At 73.3% G+C, this 14,941-nt stretch carries 13 protein-coding genes; 7 read left to right on the top strand and 6 right to left on the bottom strand.

Features of this window, described 5'->3' with window-relative positions:
• Positions 1–7 precede the first annotated feature (7 nt).
• Both ABZ923_RS27475 and cobT read right to left on the bottom strand, forming a co-directional pair.
• The gene (locus ABZ923_RS27475) at positions 8–1,813 is read right to left on the bottom strand and encodes a phosphatidylglycerol lysyltransferase domain-containing protein (protein WP_361476501.1); all 1,806 of its coding nucleotides are present in this window, start codon (positions 1,811–1,813) and stop codon (positions 8–10) included.
• A gap of 113 nt (positions 1,814–1,926) precedes the next feature.
• A complete protein-coding gene (cobT, locus tag ABZ923_RS27470; RefSeq protein ID WP_361476499.1) occupies positions 1,927–3,054 on the bottom strand; it encodes a nicotinate-nucleotide--dimethylbenzimidazole phosphoribosyltransferase in 1,128 nt (375 codons plus the stop codon).
• Between the two features lie 133 nt (positions 3,055–3,187).
• On the opposite strand from cobT, the gene ABZ923_RS27465 reads away from it, so the two are divergent.
• Positions 3,188–4,174: a class I SAM-dependent methyltransferase gene (locus ABZ923_RS27465; protein ID WP_361476497.1), complete on the top strand. Its 987-nt coding sequence runs from the start codon at positions 3,188–3,190 to the stop codon at positions 4,172–4,174.
• Here ABZ923_RS27465 and ABZ923_RS27460 read toward each other — a convergent pair.
• Entirely contained in the window at positions 4,164–5,366 is a 1,203-nt protein-coding gene (locus tag ABZ923_RS27460; protein WP_361476495.1) for a bifunctional adenosylcobinamide kinase/adenosylcobinamide-phosphate guanylyltransferase, read from the bottom strand. The genes ABZ923_RS27465 and ABZ923_RS27460 overlap by 11 nt on opposite strands.
• A gap of 79 nt (positions 5,367–5,445) precedes the next feature.
• Here ABZ923_RS27460 and ABZ923_RS27455 point away from each other — a divergent pair, with 79 nt between their 5' ends.
• Positions 5,446–5,655: a hypothetical protein gene (locus ABZ923_RS27455; protein WP_030340902.1), complete on the top strand. Its 210-nt coding sequence runs from the start codon at positions 5,446–5,448 to the stop codon at positions 5,653–5,655.
• Between the two features lie 58 nt (positions 5,656–5,713).
• Here the strand turns inward: ABZ923_RS27455 and ABZ923_RS27450 are convergent, their stop codons facing one another.
• From ABZ923_RS27450 to ABZ923_RS27440, 3 genes are all read right to left on the bottom strand, one after another.
• Positions 5,714–6,805 carry a trypsin-like peptidase domain-containing protein gene (locus ABZ923_RS27450; protein WP_361476493.1) on the bottom strand — a complete coding sequence of 364 codons (1,092 nt, stop codon included), beginning with the start codon at positions 6,803–6,805 and terminating at the stop codon, positions 5,714–5,716.
• 56 nt (positions 6,806–6,861) lie between these two features.
• On the bottom strand, positions 6,862–7,563 hold the full coding sequence (locus tag ABZ923_RS27445; RefSeq protein ID WP_361476557.1) for a class I SAM-dependent methyltransferase: 702 nt from the start codon (positions 7,561–7,563) through the stop codon (positions 6,862–6,864).
• A gap of 83 nt (positions 7,564–7,646) precedes the next feature.
• A complete protein-coding gene (locus ABZ923_RS27440) occupies positions 7,647–8,273 on the bottom strand; it encodes a DUF3043 domain-containing protein (RefSeq protein ID WP_361476491.1) in 627 nt (208 codons plus the stop codon).
• 225 nt (positions 8,274–8,498) lie between these two features.
• On the opposite strand from ABZ923_RS27440, the gene ABZ923_RS27435 reads away from it, so the two are divergent.
• The 5 genes from ABZ923_RS27435 (at position 8,499) to ABZ923_RS27415 (ending at position 14,814) form a co-directional block, all read left to right on the top strand.
• Positions 8,499–9,278, top strand: a complete 780-nt coding sequence (locus ABZ923_RS27435) for a PspA/IM30 family protein (protein ID WP_078894006.1) — start codon at positions 8,499–8,501, stop codon at positions 9,276–9,278.
• Positions 9,279–9,310: 32 nt separating this feature from the next.
• Positions 9,311–9,589 (top strand): hypothetical protein, encoded by a 279-nt coding sequence (locus tag ABZ923_RS27430; protein ID WP_361476488.1) that lies wholly within the window; start codon positions 9,311–9,313, stop codon positions 9,587–9,589.
• Positions 9,590–9,654: 65 nt separating this feature from the next.
• Complete coding sequence (locus ABZ923_RS27425) at positions 9,655–10,872, top strand: sensor histidine kinase (RefSeq protein ID WP_361476486.1); 1,218 nt, start codon at positions 9,655–9,657, stop codon at positions 10,870–10,872.
• Positions 10,869–11,549 (top strand): response regulator transcription factor, encoded by a 681-nt coding sequence (locus ABZ923_RS27420; protein WP_361476484.1) that lies wholly within the window; start codon positions 10,869–10,871, stop codon positions 11,547–11,549. Before ABZ923_RS27425 ends, ABZ923_RS27420 begins: the two co-directional genes overlap by 4 nt.
• A 157-nt stretch (positions 11,550–11,706) precedes the next feature.
• Positions 11,707–14,814 (top strand): efflux RND transporter permease subunit, encoded by a 3,108-nt coding sequence (locus ABZ923_RS27415; RefSeq protein ID WP_361476482.1) that lies wholly within the window; start codon positions 11,707–11,709, stop codon positions 14,812–14,814.
• The last annotated feature ends 127 nt before the right edge of the window (positions 14,815–14,941 follow it).

Here is a 14,941-nt window from a genome sequence, read left to right as displayed (position 1 = left end):
GCGTGTCTCATCGGTGCGTGTCCAGGTGCCTGCGGTGCAGCCACTTCGGTAGTCCCGGCGCCTCCAGGAAGCCTTCCGCGCGGGCCGAGGCGAGGCCGATGCGCAGCAGGTCCGCGCTCTTCTCGAAGAGCAGGAACCGCGGCTCCCAGATGGGCCGGTACTTCGCGTTGGCGCGGTACAGCGACTCGATCTGCCACCAGCGTGAGAAGAAGCTGAGCAGCGACCGCCACAGCCTCAGCACCGGACCGGCCCCGAGACGCGCGCCACGTTCGAAGACCGACCGGAACATCGCGAAGTTCAGTGAGACCTGAGTGATCCCGATCTCGCCGGCCCGCCGCAGCAGCTCGATGACCATGAACTCCATCAGCCCGTTGGCAGAACCATCGGCGTCTCGGCCCCGCCGCATCAGGTCGAGGGACAGCCCGTGCGGCCCCCACGGCACGAAGGAGAGCAGCGCTCGCAGCCGGCCCTCGGCGTCCGTGCACTCCAGCATCACGCACCGGCCGTCCGCGGGGTCCCCGAGCCGGCCCAGCGCCATGCTGAAGCCGCGCTCGGTGGCGCCGTCCCGCCAGTCGTCGGCCCGCTCGACGAGGCAGGCCATCTCCTGGGCCGGGATGTCCGCGTGCCGCCGGATGCGCACCCGGTACCCGGCCCGCTTCACCCGGTTGTACGCCTGCCGGACGGTGCGCATCGCCCGGCCCTCCAGGGTGAACTCGGCGACCTCCACGATCGCCTCGTCCCCGAGTTCGAGGGCGTCCAGGCCGTGCCGGGAGTAGACCGTCCCGGCCTCCTCGCCCGCCCCCATCACCGCCGGGATCCAGCCGTGCGCCCGTGCCTGGGCGAGCCACGGCGCGATCGCCCCCGGCCACGCCTCCGGGTCCCCGATCGGGTCCCCGGACGCCAGGCTCACCCCGCCGACCACCCGGTAGGCGACGCCCGCCTTCCGCGTCGGCGACCACACGACGGACTTCTCCCGGCGCAGTGCGAAGTAGCCGAGCGAGTCGCGGTCGCCGTGCCGCTCCAGCAGCTCGCGCAGCCGCTGCTCGTCGTCCTCGGTGAGCGGGTCCACGGCCCGCCGGGACCGGAAGGCGGCGTAGAGGACGGCGAGGACCAGGGCCGTACTGAGCACGTTGACCGCCACGTTGGCCCAGTTCGGCGGGTCGATGCCCGGGAAGTGGGACTCCTCGGCGGCCACGGACACCAGGCGCAGGGTGCCGTAGTGCCAGCGCTCCGGGAACGTCGAACGGGCCGCGTCCGGCGCCTGGTTGGTGACCGTCACCAGCAGTCCGGCCAGCAGGCTCGCCACCAGTCCGCCGCCGACGGCCACCGTGGCCGCGAGCCGCGGGTTGGACAGGTCGCCCTTGGCGTAGAACTCCCGCCGGCCGACGAGCAGCGCGCCCACGAAGGCGGCCGTCAGCGCCAGGGAGATCCAGTTCTGCGGGTACCGCCGGATCTCCGGGAACGCCATGGCGAACGCGAACAGGGCCAGGAAGAGCCCGCTCATCACCAGGTTGAGGATCCACGCGGCCCGCTTGCGGCGCCGCATGGTGATCGCCAGGAAGGCGGTGAACACCCCGGAGGCGAAGCCGGCCGTCAGCAGGTACGGCGTGAAGAAGTCGTCCTGGTTGTGCCGGCGCACGTCCTGGCCGAGCGAGACCCACACCGCGCTGAGGAAGTTGATGAAGGCGACGGTCCGCAGATACCAGACGGCGAAGGCGGCGGCCCGCCGGGACGCCCCGACGGACCGCCGCCCCCGCTCACCCGTCCGCGCCGCCCCGACTCGCTGCTCCACGGCAATTAGGGCATCTCCCATGGAACAGGATCATATGGCCGCGACCACAACGAACCATGCCATTCCGGCTGCGGCTCTCTGCTCGGCCGCTGGGAGCGGGGTGATGTGGGACCGGCCGCGCCGGCCGCGGCCGGCTACTCGGCCCCCGGCGCCTCCTGCGTCTCCGCCGTCTTCTCGGACCCCGCCGTCTTCTCGGACCCCGGCGTCTCCTCGGCCCCCGGCGTCTCCGGCAGCTCCGCGGCCAGGGCGGCCGCGGCCCGGACCAGCGGTAGGGCCAGCAGTCCGCCGACGCCCTCGCCGACCTTCACGCCCTGCGCCAGCAGGGGTTCGAGGGCCATCCGGTCCAGGGCCTTGGCCTGTCCCGGCTCCCCGCTGTCGTGCCCGGCCAGCCACCAGTCCGGCGCCCGGAACGCGACCCGCTGGGCGACCAGCGCGCACGCGGCGGCCACGACCCCGTCGAGGATCACCGGCAGCTTCCGCACCGCGCACTGGAGGAGGAACCCGGTCATCGCCGCGAGGTCCGCCCCGCCCACCGCCGCCAGCAGCTGGAGCTGGTCCCCGAGCACCGGCCGGGCCCGCCGGAGCGCGTCCCGGATCGCCGCGCACTTGCGCATCCACGCCAGGTCGTCGATCGCGACCCCGCCCCGCCCGGTCACCACGGACGCGTCGGTCCCGCACAGCGCGGCGATCAGCACCGCCGCCGGCGTGGTCCCGCCCACGCTGACATCACCGAGCACCACGAGATCGGTGCCCGAGTCGGCCTCCTCGTCGGCGACCGCGACACCCGCCAGCAGGGCGGCCTCGGCCTCCTCCGCCGTGAGCGCGTCCTCGATGTCGATACGGCCGCTGCCCCGCCGCACCCGGTGCCGTGTCACATCCTTGGGGAAGGCGTCCGGCTCGCAGTCCAGCGCCATGTCCACGACCCGCACCGGCACCTCCAGCCGGCGCGCGAGCACGGACACCGGGCTGGCACCCTCCAGCACCGCCCGCACCAGCTTCTCCGCACCGCCCGCGGGCCGCGCCGACACGCCCAGCTCGGCGACGCCGTGGTCACCGGCGAACAGCACCACCCGCGGCCGTTCGACCGGCCGTACCGGTACGGCGCCCCGCGCGGCCGCCAGCCATTCGCCCAGCTCGTCCAGCCGGCCCAGCGCCCCCGGCGGCACGATCTGGCGCTCCCGCCGGGCCTCGGCGTCACGGCGCACGCCCCCGTCCGGGCGCTCGATCAGATCGGTGAAGTCGTCCAGATTAAGGCTGCTCATTCGCCGAACAGTACCGCCAGCCGAGGACGGCTCCCGCGCCACATCGCCACCACACCCCCACGACGTCTTTGCACCTCAGATCGGTATCCCATACGTTCCGGTTTGCCGCGGAATGTCGCACAGGGAGCCGCCCATGCCGACCTCGCCCCTCACCCCGCAGATCACCACCGACTTCGACCCCTTCCAGGAGCCCCGCCGCGAGGACTGCCCCTGGTGCGGCTCCCGCCGCCTGCGCACCCGGGTGCGCGCGCCCGACCCGCTGCGCCACCGGCAGGGCACGTTCGCCCTCGACCGGTGCCGGGACTGCGGCCACGCCTTCCAGAACCCGCGGCTCAGCGCGGAGGGAATCGCCTTCTTCCACCGGGACTTCTACGAGCGGCACCTCGACGAGCTCACCGCCCGCGTCCTCTCCCCGGCAGCGGTCCGCCGCCGGCACCGCACCACCGCCTGGCGCCTGTCGGCGCTGCACGAGCCGGAGAGCTGGCTGGACGTCGGCACGGGCCACGGCCGCTTTCCCGAGGCGGCGAAGGAGTTCTTCCCCTACACCAGCTTCGACGGGCTCGACCCGACGGCCCGGGTGGAGCAGGCGCTGCGGGAGGGACGGGTGGAGGAGGCGCACCGCGGCTACCTGGCGACGCCGGGGATGGCGGCGCGGCTGCACGCCCGGTACGACGTGGTCACCCTGTTCCACCACCTGGAGCACGCGCCCGATCCGCGCGCCGAACTGCGGGCCGCGCTCACCGTGCTGCGGCCCGGCGGCCACCTGGTCGTCGAAGTCCCCGACCCCCGTTGCCTGTTCGCCACGCTCCTCGGCAGACGGTGGCTGCCCTACGGCCAGCCGCGCCACCTGCACCTGCCGCCCCTGGCCAACCTGCGCGCCGAACTGGAGGCCCTGGGCTGCACGATCCTGGTGACGGACCGCAAGCATCCGCACGTGCCCTACGACCTCACCGCCGCCGTCGCCCTCTCCCTGGCCCCCGCGCCCCCGCTGCTCCAGCTCGCGGCGAGCCCCCTCCTGGACGTGGCCGCGGCACTGGACCACGTCCTCGCCCCCCTCTTCCGCCGCACCCGCTTCTCCAACGCGTACCGGATCGTGGCCCGCAAGCAGCTCACCCCCTGAGCACCAGCGCCTGCCCGGCGACGACCAGCAGCACCTGTTCGCACTCCGCCCCGAACGCCGCGTTCAGCCGCCCCAGTTCGTCCCGGTACCGCCGCCCGGAGGCCGTCGCGGGGACGATCCCGGAACCGACCTCGTTGGACACCGCCACCACGGTCCGACGGGTCGCGCGCACCGCCGACGCCAGCTCCCGCACCCGCTCCCGCAGCGCCTTCTCGCCGCCGCCCGCCCACTCCGCGTCGTCCCACGCCCCCACGGAGTCCATGACATCGGTCAGCCACAGCGACAGACAGTCGATCAGCAGCGGCGGCCCGTCCGCGGCCAGCAGCGGCACCAGGTCCGTCGTCTCCGTCGTACGCCACGACCCCGGCCGCCGCTCCCGGTGCGCGGCCACCCGGGCCGCCCACTCGGTGTCCCCGCCCCGCGTGCCGCCCGTCGCCACGTACAGCACGTCCGGGAAGGCCTCCAGCCGCCGCTCCGCCTCCACCGACTTGCCCGAGCGCGCCCCGCCCAGCACCAGTGTCCGCCGCGGCACGTCCGGCACGTCCTCGTACGCCCCGACCACCAGCGTCGTACCGTCCGGCACCGCCCGCGCCCCGGCCGCCGCGAGCCGGCGCCGCAACTCCGCGCCGGGCGGCACGTCGTGGTCCAGGTGGACCGCGAGCACGTCCGTCGTCGGCCCGACCGAGCCCACCGCGCGGAGCCGGGCGAGCGCGTCGGGCCGCCCGACGACGTCCGCGAGGAGCATGTCGTACGACTCCGCCGTGGCCTCCTCCAGACCGGCCGGCGCCCCGCCCGGCGGCAGGTACAGCAGCCGCTGCCCGTCCGGCCCGGTCACCGCGTACCCGGTGCCGCCCGCGTCCATCGCCACCGCCCGCACCCGATGCCCCGTCAGCAGCGCCAACTCCCGGCCGTCCGGCACTCGGCCGGGCTGCGGCAGCCCGGCCGGCACCTCCACCGCGGGACCGTCGTGCGGGTGCGACAGCAGCACCTGCCGCACCCCGCCCAGCGAATGGCCGGCGCGCGCCGCCGCGAAGGCCGCACCCGGTGTCAGGTCGAGCAGCAGCGCGCCGTCCACCAGCACCGCGGTCGCGGCCCGCGCGTCCGGCCCGAGCGCGGTCGCACAGGCGGCACAGGAACAGTCGGGGCGAGGCAGTCCCGCGGGGGCGCCGGTACCGAGCAGAGTGATGTCCACAGATCGATTTTCACCTCTCTGAGCAGGTCTTGCGCTTCCGGCTAGGCTCTCGGCAGGTGTTGGATCAAAGGAGGCCCACATGACGGCATGGACGTGGCGGTTCGAGAAGGCCGACGGGACGGAGGTCCAGCCGGCCGTGCAGCCCGAGGAGTTCACCACCCAGGGCGACGCCGAGTCCTGGATCGGCGAACACTGGAAGGCGCTGCTGGAGGGCGGGGCCGACCAGGTGCGGCTGTTCGAGGAGACCACCGAGATCTACGGGCCGATGAGCCTGCAGGCGGACGCCTGAGGCCACCGGCGGGACGAGGAGGCGGGGAGGGGGCCGCGGGGCCGCCCTCCTCACCTCCTCACTGCTCGCCCAGCGTCACCTGGACCGTCTTCTCCGCGCCGTCGCGCAGGTACGTCACCGCCGTCCGCCGGCCCGGCCTGTCGGCCGCCAGCGCCTCGGCGAGCGAGGTGATGGTGGTGATGGGCTCGTCACCCACCCTGGTGATGATGTCCCCGGGCCGCAGGCCCGCCCGTTCGGCCGCGCCGCCGGCCTGGACGCTGACCACCGCCACCCCGACCGGCTGGTAGCGGTCGTCCACGACGGTCCGCCCGGTGATGTCGAGGGCCGCCCGTCCGGAGTCGACGACCTTGCCGTGCCTGACGATCTGGTCGGCGATCGTCCGCACCATCGACGCCGGGATCGCGAATCCGATGCCCGGCGCCGCGCTGCCGCCGAGGCCCGGATCGGCCGCCGCGAGGGTCGGGATGCCGATCACCTGCCCGTCGAGGTCGACCAGGGCGCCGCCGCTGTTGCCGGGGTTGATCGCGGCCGACGTCTGCACCATGTTCGCGATCGTCGCGCCCGTACCGCCCTGCGTGCTGCCCTCGCTGACGGTCCGTCCGGTCGCCGAGACGATGCCCTGGGTCACGCTGGACGACAGCCCCAGCGGGGACCCCATCGCCAGCACGATCTGGCCGACCTCCACCTTGTCGGAGTTCCCGAACACCGCCGGCTTCAGCCCGTCCGGCGCCCGGTCCAGCCGGATCACGGCCAGGTCCTGCTCGGGGTAGGAGTAGACCAGGCTCGCGGTGAGCGGCTCCTCGTTGCTGGCCGTGGTCACCTGGAAGGTCTTCTCCGACCCGACCACGTGCGCGTTGGTGACGATGTGTCCGTTGCCGTCGTACACCACCCCGGAGCCCAGCTCGTGGCTCGCCTGGATCTGCACGACCGACGGCAGCACCTCCCTGATGACCCTCTGGTACTGGCTCTGCAGGTCGCTCGCGGCCATCGGCACGGCCGCCCCGGTGCCCGCCGGAGCCGTCGCCGGGGCGTCCCGCCCGGCCGGGGCGGCGGGGACGGTGCAGCCGGCGGCGAGGGCCGCGCAGCACGCCAGCGCGGCGGCGCGGACGGCCGTCCGCGGGGCGCGCGCACGGATACGGGAAGCGTCCATGCCCCGAGTCTCACCGCCGGGTGATCATCCGTCCCGCGCCGTTGCGCCGAACGGGCTCAGCCGCGTACCCCGCACAGATGCAGCAGCGCCGCCACCCCGCGGTAGGGGTCCGTGCGCCCGGCCCGCTCCTCCACCGCGAGCAGCGTCCGCAGGTCGTCGGGTACCGCCGCGTCGTCCGCCGCCGTGTCCGTGAAGACCCGGACGCCGTACCAGGCGTGCAGCGGAGCGGCGATACCGGCGAGCGTGGCGGTCAGGGAGGCCAGGCGGTCGGCGCGGACGTCCCGACCGAGACGGTTGCGGTACGCGGTGGTGTCGAAGGCGGCCAGGGCGCCGGCCCAGTCGCCGGTCAGGCCCGGCCGCATGGCGAGCGCGTCGCCGTTGCGGACCAGAAGGGAGAGCAGACCGCCGGGGGCCAGCATCCGGGCCAGGCCCGCCACCAGCGGATCGGGCTCCTCGACGTACATCAGTACGGCGTGGCACAGCACCACGTCGAAGCTGCCCGGCAGGAAGTGCACGCCGGTGTCCCGCCCGTCGCCCTGCACCAGCCGGACCCGCTCCCGGATGCCCTCCGGCTCCCGGGCCACGGCCTCCCGGGCGGCGGCGATCATCGTCGCGTCCTGCTCGACCCCGGTCACCTGGTGGCCGAGCCGGGCCAGCCGCAGCGCCTGCGCGCCCCGGCCCATCCCCACGTCGAGCACCCGCAGCCGCCGCCCGACCGGGAACCGCCCGGCTATCTGCTCGTCCAGCTGCCGCGCCACCAGCTCCTGGCTCACGACATCCCGCAGGCCGCCCAGCCTGTCCGGCCGGGCCTCGGCCGCGCCCCCGGTGAAAGCGTCAGCGCTCAGGGCCGCTCTCCGCGCTTGACCTGCGGCTTCGGCAGCCGAAGCCGGCGCATCTGGAGGGACCGCATCAGGGCGTAGGCGACCGCGCCGCGGGTGTTCTCGTCCGGGAAGCGCTCCTTGAGCCGCTTCTTCAGCCGGAAGCCGCTGAACGCCGAGTCCAGCACGATCAGCACGATCACGACCAGCCACAGCAGCAGCGCGATGCTCTGGATCGCGGGCACCCGCACCACGCTCAGCACCAGGATGACCACGGCGAGCGGCAGGAAGAACTCCGCCACGTTGAACCGCGAGTCCGTCCAGTCCCGGGCGAACCGCCGGACCGGGCCCCTGTCCCGGGCGGGCAGGTAGCGCTCGTCGCCGCCGGCCAGCGCCTGGCGCTGCCGCTCCAGCGCCCGCCGCCGCTCCTCGCGCTGGCGCTTGGCTGCCTCCTTGCGGTTGGTCGGCGTGTGGGCGACGCTGCGGCGCTGGGACTGGGCCTCACTGCGCTTGGGCGTGGGCCTGCCCTTGGGGGCCTGCGGGTCACGGGGCTGCTTGGAGTCGGTCACCACCGCCTTGTCGGCGGGGGCCTTCTCTTCCTTGGCACGGCTACGGAACACAAAACCCAAGGGTAAGGGCTGCACCGGCATGGACCCCAGTCCGGTGGGGAACGATCCGGCAACGCCGGACGTCTTCAGGGTGGATCACCTACTCCTCACGCCGGAGCGGAGCGGTCCGCAGTCGTCCTCGGGGATGAGCGCATCACCCCGCGAACGGTGCGGTAATGGAAGCAGGGCCCGTACTGTGGGTCCTGTCGCAGGATCGGTGAGCTGGAGTCCGTCAGAAGGGGGCGCGCGAAGCCCATGAGCGGTGTCATGAAGCGTATGGGGATGATCTTCCGCGCGAAGGCGAACAAGGCCCTTGACCGGGCCGAGGACCCGCGCGAGACCCTCGATTACTCGTACCAGAAGCAGCTGGAGCTGCTGCAGAAGGTCCGCCGTGGCGTGGCGGACGTGGCCACCTCCCGCAAGCGCCTGGAGCTCCAGCTCAACCAGCTCCAGCAGCAGTCGTCGAAGCTGGAGGACCAGGGCCGCAAGGCGCTCGCGCTCGGCCGGGAGGACCTGGCCCGCGAGGCGCTGTCCCGCAAGGCCGCTCTCCAGCAGCAGGTCACGGACCTGGAGACGCAGCACGCGACCCTCCAGGGCGAGGAGGAGAAGCTCACCCTGGCGGCCCAGCGCCTCCAGGCCAAGGTGGACGCCTTCCGTACGAAGAAGGAGACCATCAAGGCCACCTACACCGCCGCCCAGGCCCAGACCCGCATCGGCGAGGCCTTCTCCGGCATCTCCGAGGAGATGGGCGACGTCGGCCTGGCCATCCAGCGCGCCGAGGACAAGACCGCCCAGCTCCAGGCCCGGGCCGGCGCCATCGACGAACTGCTCGCCTCCGGCGCCCTGGACGACCAGTCCGGCATGCACAAGGACGACATCCAGGCCGAGCTGGACCGGCTCTCCGGTGGTACGGATGTAGAGCTGGAACTGCAGCGCATGAAGGCCGAGCTCGCCGGCGGCTCCCCGCAGCAGGCCATCGAGGGCGGCACCGGTCAGGGGCAGTCCCAGCAGCAGCCGCAGGACACCCCGCGCTTCGACAAGCAGTAGGCGGCGCCGGGGCCCGAGCCGAGGAGGCCGACATGATCGTACGGATCATGGGGGAGGGCCAGGTGAGACTGGACGACACCCACCTCACCGAACTGAACGAGCTGGACGACGAGCTGCTGGCCGAGATGGAGAGCGGCGACGGGGACGGCTTCCGCCGCACCCTCGGCGCCCTCCTGGACGCCGTCCGCCGACTCGGCACGCCGCTGCCCGACGCCTCGCTGGAGCCGTCCGACCTGATCCTGCCGTCGGCCGACGCGACGCTGGAGGAGGTCCGGGAACTGCTGAGCGACGACGGGCTGATCCCCGGCTGAGCCCCCGGCCGCCCGGAAACCCCTTCTGCCGTCGCCGCCCGGTGCCGGAACCGTACTGTTCCTCCGTGAGCACTCTCGAACGCGCCCGGTGCGGCCTCAAGGCACACCCCCTCGCCCTGGACGCGGCCCTCGCGGCGGGCGTGCTGGCCTGCATGATCGCCGGCACCTTCGCCGTGCCCCGGGGCGAACAGGGCGTCACCTGGGAGCTGCGGGTCCCCGACGCCCTCAGCCTGCTGCTGATGCTGGCCGGCGCGGCGGCGCTCGTCTTCCGCCGCCGCACCCCGCGCACGGTCCTGGCCGTCACCGGCACGGTGTCCCTCCTCGAGTTCCTCACCGGCGACCCGCGCGCCCCGGTCGCGATGTCCGCCGTCGTCGCCCTCTACACCGTGGCCGCGACCACCGACCGCCCCACCACCTGGCGCCTCGGCCTGCTCACCATGACCGTGCTGACCGCCGCCGCCATGCTCGCCGGCCCGCTGCCCTGGTACGCCCAGGAGAACCTGGGCGTGCTCGCCTGGACCGGCATCGGCGCCACCGCGGGGGACGCCGTACGCAGCCGTCGCGCGGTGGTGCAGGCCATGCGGGACCGCGCGGAACGCGCCGAACGCACCCGGGAGGAGGAGGCGCGCCGCCGGGTCGCCGAGGAGCGGCTGCGGATCGCCCGCGACCTGCACGACGTCGTCGCGCACCACATCGCCCTGGTCAATGTGCAGGCCGGCGTCGCCGCCCACGTCATGGACAAGCGGCCCGACCAGGCCAAGGAGGCCCTCGCGCACGTCCGGGAGGCCAGCCGCAGCGCGCTGAACGAACTCCGTGCCACCGTCGGCCTGCTCCGCCAGTCCGGCGACCCGGAGGCCCCCACCGAACCGGCCCCCGGCCTGAGCCGCCTGGAGGAGCTGGCCGACACCTTCCGCAGCGCGGGCCTGCCGGTGGCCGTGGCCCGCGCCGACCAGGGCGCCGAGCTCCCGGCCGCCGTCGACCTGGCCGCCTACCGGATCGTCCAGGAGGCCCTCACCAACGTGCAGAAGCACGCGGGCCCCGACGCCGAGGCCGAGGTGAGCGTCGTACGGGTCGGCCCCCACCTGGAGATCACCGTGCTGGACGACGGCTCGGGCACGGCCGGCGCGCCGCAGGCCGGCGGCGGGCACGGGCTGCTCGGCATGCGCGAGCGGGTCACCGCCCTCGGCGGCACCCTGACCACCGGCCCCCGCTACGGGAGCGGCTTCCGGGTCCATGCGATCCTGCCGGTCAAGACGACGACGGCCCAGGGGGAGCCCGTATGACCATCCGTGTCCTGCTCGCCGACGACCAGGCACTGCTGCGCAGCGCGTTCCGGGTGCTGGTCGACTCCGAGTCCGACATGGAGGTGGTGGGGGAGGCCTCCGACGGCGCCGAGGCGGTCCGGCTCGCCCGGGAGCACGGTCCCGACATCGTCCTCATGGACATCCGGATGCCCGGCACCGACGGTCTCGCCGCGACCCGGCTGATCAGCGCCGACCCCTCCCTCGCGCAGGTCCGCGTGGTCATCCTGACCACGTTCGAGGTCGACGACTACGTCGTCCAGGCGCTGCGGGCCGGCGCCTCCGGCTTCCTCGGCAAGGGCAGCGAGCCCGAGGAACTGCTGAACGCCATCCGGGTCGCGGCCGGCGGCGAGGCGCTGCTGTCCCCGGCCGCCACCAAGGGCCTGATCGCCCGCTTCCTCGCCCAGGGCGGCGACGGCGACGGCCGTGACCCGGCCCGCTCCGAGCGGCTCGGCGCGCTCACCGGCAGGGAGCGGGAGGTCCTCGTCCAGGTAGCCGGCGGCCACTCCAACGACGAGATCGCCGAACGCCTGGCGGTCAGCCCGCTGACGGTGAAGACGCACGTCAACCGGGCCATGGCCAAGCTGGGCGCGCGGGACCGGGCGCAGCTCGTCGTGATCGCGTACGAGTCGGGGCTGGTCCGTCCGAGGATGGAGTGATCTCCACCCCCGCGTACTGCGCGTGGAGTAGGGGCCCGGTAAAGGAACGGGACCTGGGGCCTACGGAACGGGCCCCCGGCATGGCTCAGGGTGGTCGAGTGGGCGCTCACCTGCGTCCTTGCCGCTTCTGCCGCTCACAGAAGAGAGACCCTGACCCATGTCCTGGCTGTCCAGATTCAGCCTCGCCCAACGGGCCCTCGTCGGGCTCGTGTCGATCATCGCGCTCGCCTTCGGGCTGATCGCGATACCCCAGATCAAGCAGCAGCTGCTGCCCACCATCGAACTGCCCATGGTGTCGGTCATCGCGCCGTACCAGGGCGCCTCGCCCGACGTGGTCGAGAAGCAGGTCGTCGAGCCGATCGAGGACAACCTCCAGGGCGTCGACGGCGTCACCGGAGTCACCTCCACCGCGAGCGAGGGCAACGCCGTGATCATGGCGTCCTTCGACTACGGCAACGACACCGACCGGATCGTCTCCGACGTCCAGCAGGCCGTGAACCGGGCCCGCAACCGGCTCCCGGACGACGTCGACCCGCAGGTCGTCTCCGGCTCCACGGACGACATGCCGACCGTGGTCCTCGCCGTCACCTCGGACAAGGACCAGCAGGCCCTCGCCGACCAGCTCGACACCACCGTCGTACCGGCGCTGAAGGGCATCGACGGCGTCGGCCGCGTCCAGGTCATGGGCGTGCGCGACCTCCAGGTCACCGTCACCCCGGACGACGCGAAGCTCGCCCGGGCCGGCCTCACCCCCGCCGCCCTCGGCCAGGCCCTCCAGGCGGGCGGCGCGACCGTCCCGGCCGGCTCCTTCGACGAGGACGGCGCGAACCGCACCGTCCAGGTCGGCGGCGGCTTCACCTCGCTCAAGCAGATCGAGGACCTGAGGGTCACCGGCGAGGGCGCCGGGAAGCCGGTGCGCCTCGGGTCCGTGGCCACCGTGCGGGAACGGCCGGCCCCGGCCGACTCCATCACCCGCACCGACGGCCGGCCCAGCCTCGCCGTCAACGTCACGATGGACCACGACGGCAGCGCGGTCTCCATCTCCGAGGCGGTCAAGGACAAGCTGCCCGGCCTGCGCGCGGACCTCGGCTCCGGCGCGCGGCTCACCGTCGTCAGCGACCAGGGCCCGGCCGTGTCCAAGTCCATCAAGGGCCTGACCACGGAGGGCGCGCTCGGCCTGCTCTTCGCCGTCCTGGTGATCCTGGTCTTCCTGGCCTCGGTCCGCTCCACCCTGGTCACCGCGGTGTCCATCCCGCTGTCCGTGGTCCTCGCGCTGCTCGTGCTGTGGATGCGCGACCTGTCGCTGAACATGCTGACGCTGGGCGCGCTGACCATCGCCGTCGGCCGCGTCGTCGACGACTCGATCGTGGTCCTGGAGAACATCAAGCGCCACCTCGGCTACGGCGAGGAGCGCAAGGAGGCCATCCTCACCGCGGTGCGCGAGGTGGCCGGCGCGGTCACCTCCTCCACCCTCACCACGGTCGCCGTGTTCCTGCCGATCGGCCTGGTCGGCGGCATGGTGGGCGCCCTGTTCGGCTCGTTCAGCATCACGGTGACGGCGGCCCTGCTGGCCTCCCTGCTGGTGTCGCTGACGGTGGTGCCGGTGCTGTCGTACTGGTTCCTGCGCGCCCCGAAGGGCACCCCGGGCGACGCGGCCGAGGCCCGCCGCAAGGCCGAGGAGAAGGAGGCCGGCAGCCGCCTGCAGCGCGCCTACGTCCCCGTCCTGCGCTTCGCGACCCGCCGCCGCCTCACCAGCGTGGCTCTGGCGATCGTCGTCCTGGTCGTCACCTTCGGCATGTCCGGCCTGCTGAAGACGAACTTCTTCGACCAGGGCGACCAGGAGGTCCTGACCGTCAAGCAGAAGCTGAAGCCCGGCACCAGCCTGGCCGCCACCGACGCGCAGGCGAAGAAGGTCGAGAAGCTGCTCGCCTCCACCGAGGGCGTGAAGGACTACCAGGTCACCGTCGGCTCCTCCGGCTTCATGGCGGCCTTCGGCGGCGGCACCGACACCAACCAGGCGTCGTACCAGGTGATGCTCGAGGACTCCGCGTCCTACGACGAGGTGCAAAAGCACCTGGAGGACGGCCTGAAGAAGCTCGAAGGCATCGGTACGACCACCGTGTCGGCCGGTGACGGCTTCGGCAACCAGGACCTGAGCGTCGTGGTCAAGGCGTCCGACCCGCGGGCGCTGCGGACGGCGGCGGAGCAGGTCCGCTCCACGGTCGCCGGCCTCGACCACGTCACGGACGTCAGCAGCGACCTCGCGCGGAGCGTGCCGCGGATCTCCGTCAGGGCCAACGCCAAGGCGGCGGCGGCCGGGTTCGACGACCAGAAGCTGGGCGCCGCGGTGGCGCAGGCCGTGCGCGGGACGACGGCGGCCAAGGCGATCCTGGACGACACCGAGCGGGACGTCGTCGTACGGTCGGCGAAGCCCGCGACCACGCTGGCCCAGCTGAAGAGGCTGCGCCTCGGCCCGGTGAAGCTCGCCGGCATCGCCACGGTGCGGCTGGTGGACGGCCCGGTGTCCATGACCCGCATCGACGGGCAGCGCGCGGCCACCGTCACGGCCCGGCCGACCGGTGACAACACGGGTGCGATCAGCAGCAAGCTGCAGACGAAGATCAAGGCCCTGAAGCTCCCGGCGGGCGCCACGGCCGAGATCGGCGGTGTCAGCTCCGACCAGGACGACGCGTTCAAGAACCTGGGCCTGGCCATGCTGGCGGCCATCGCGATCGTCTTCATGCTGCTGGTCGCGACGTTCCGCTCGCTCGCCCAGCCGCTGATCCTGCTGGTCTCCATCCCGTTCGCGGCGACGGGCGCGATCGGCCTGCTGGTCGCCACCGGCACCCCGATGGGCGTGCCCGCGATGATCGGCATGCTGATGCTGATCGGCATCGTGGTGACCAACGCGATCGTGCTGATCGACCTGATCAACCAGTACCGGGCGCAGGGCCACGGCGTGGTGGAGGCCGTCGTCGAGGGCGGCCGGCACCGGCTGCGGCCGATCCTGATGACGGCGCTGGCGACCATCTTCGCCCTGCTCCCGATGGCCCTGGGCGTCACCGGCGAGGGCGGCTTCATCGCCCAGCCGCTGGCCGTGGTCGTCATCGGCGGCCTGATCACCTCGACCCTGCTGACCCTGCTCCTCGTCCCGACGCTCTACGCGATGCTGGAGCTGCGCAAGGAGCGCAGGGCGAAGAAGCGGGCGGCGAAGCGGCAGCCGACGGCCAAGGCCTCCGAAGAGCCGCAGCCGGCGCAGGTCTAGGGTCTTTCTTCCGGATCAGGCCGGCCCCGAGGGACCGCGCCACCTGGCCGACCCGAGCGGGGCTTGGTGCGTGCAGCTGCAAGGCGGAGGAGGGAGTCGACGCGGAGCGTCGAGGACCGACGACAAC

The sequence above is a fragment of the Streptomyces sp. NPDC046881 genome (assembly GCF_040645015.1).
Lineage (GTDB): Bacteria > Actinomycetota > Actinomycetes > Streptomycetales > Streptomycetaceae > Streptomyces.
This window is presented reverse-complemented; position numbering and strand designations above follow the sequence as displayed.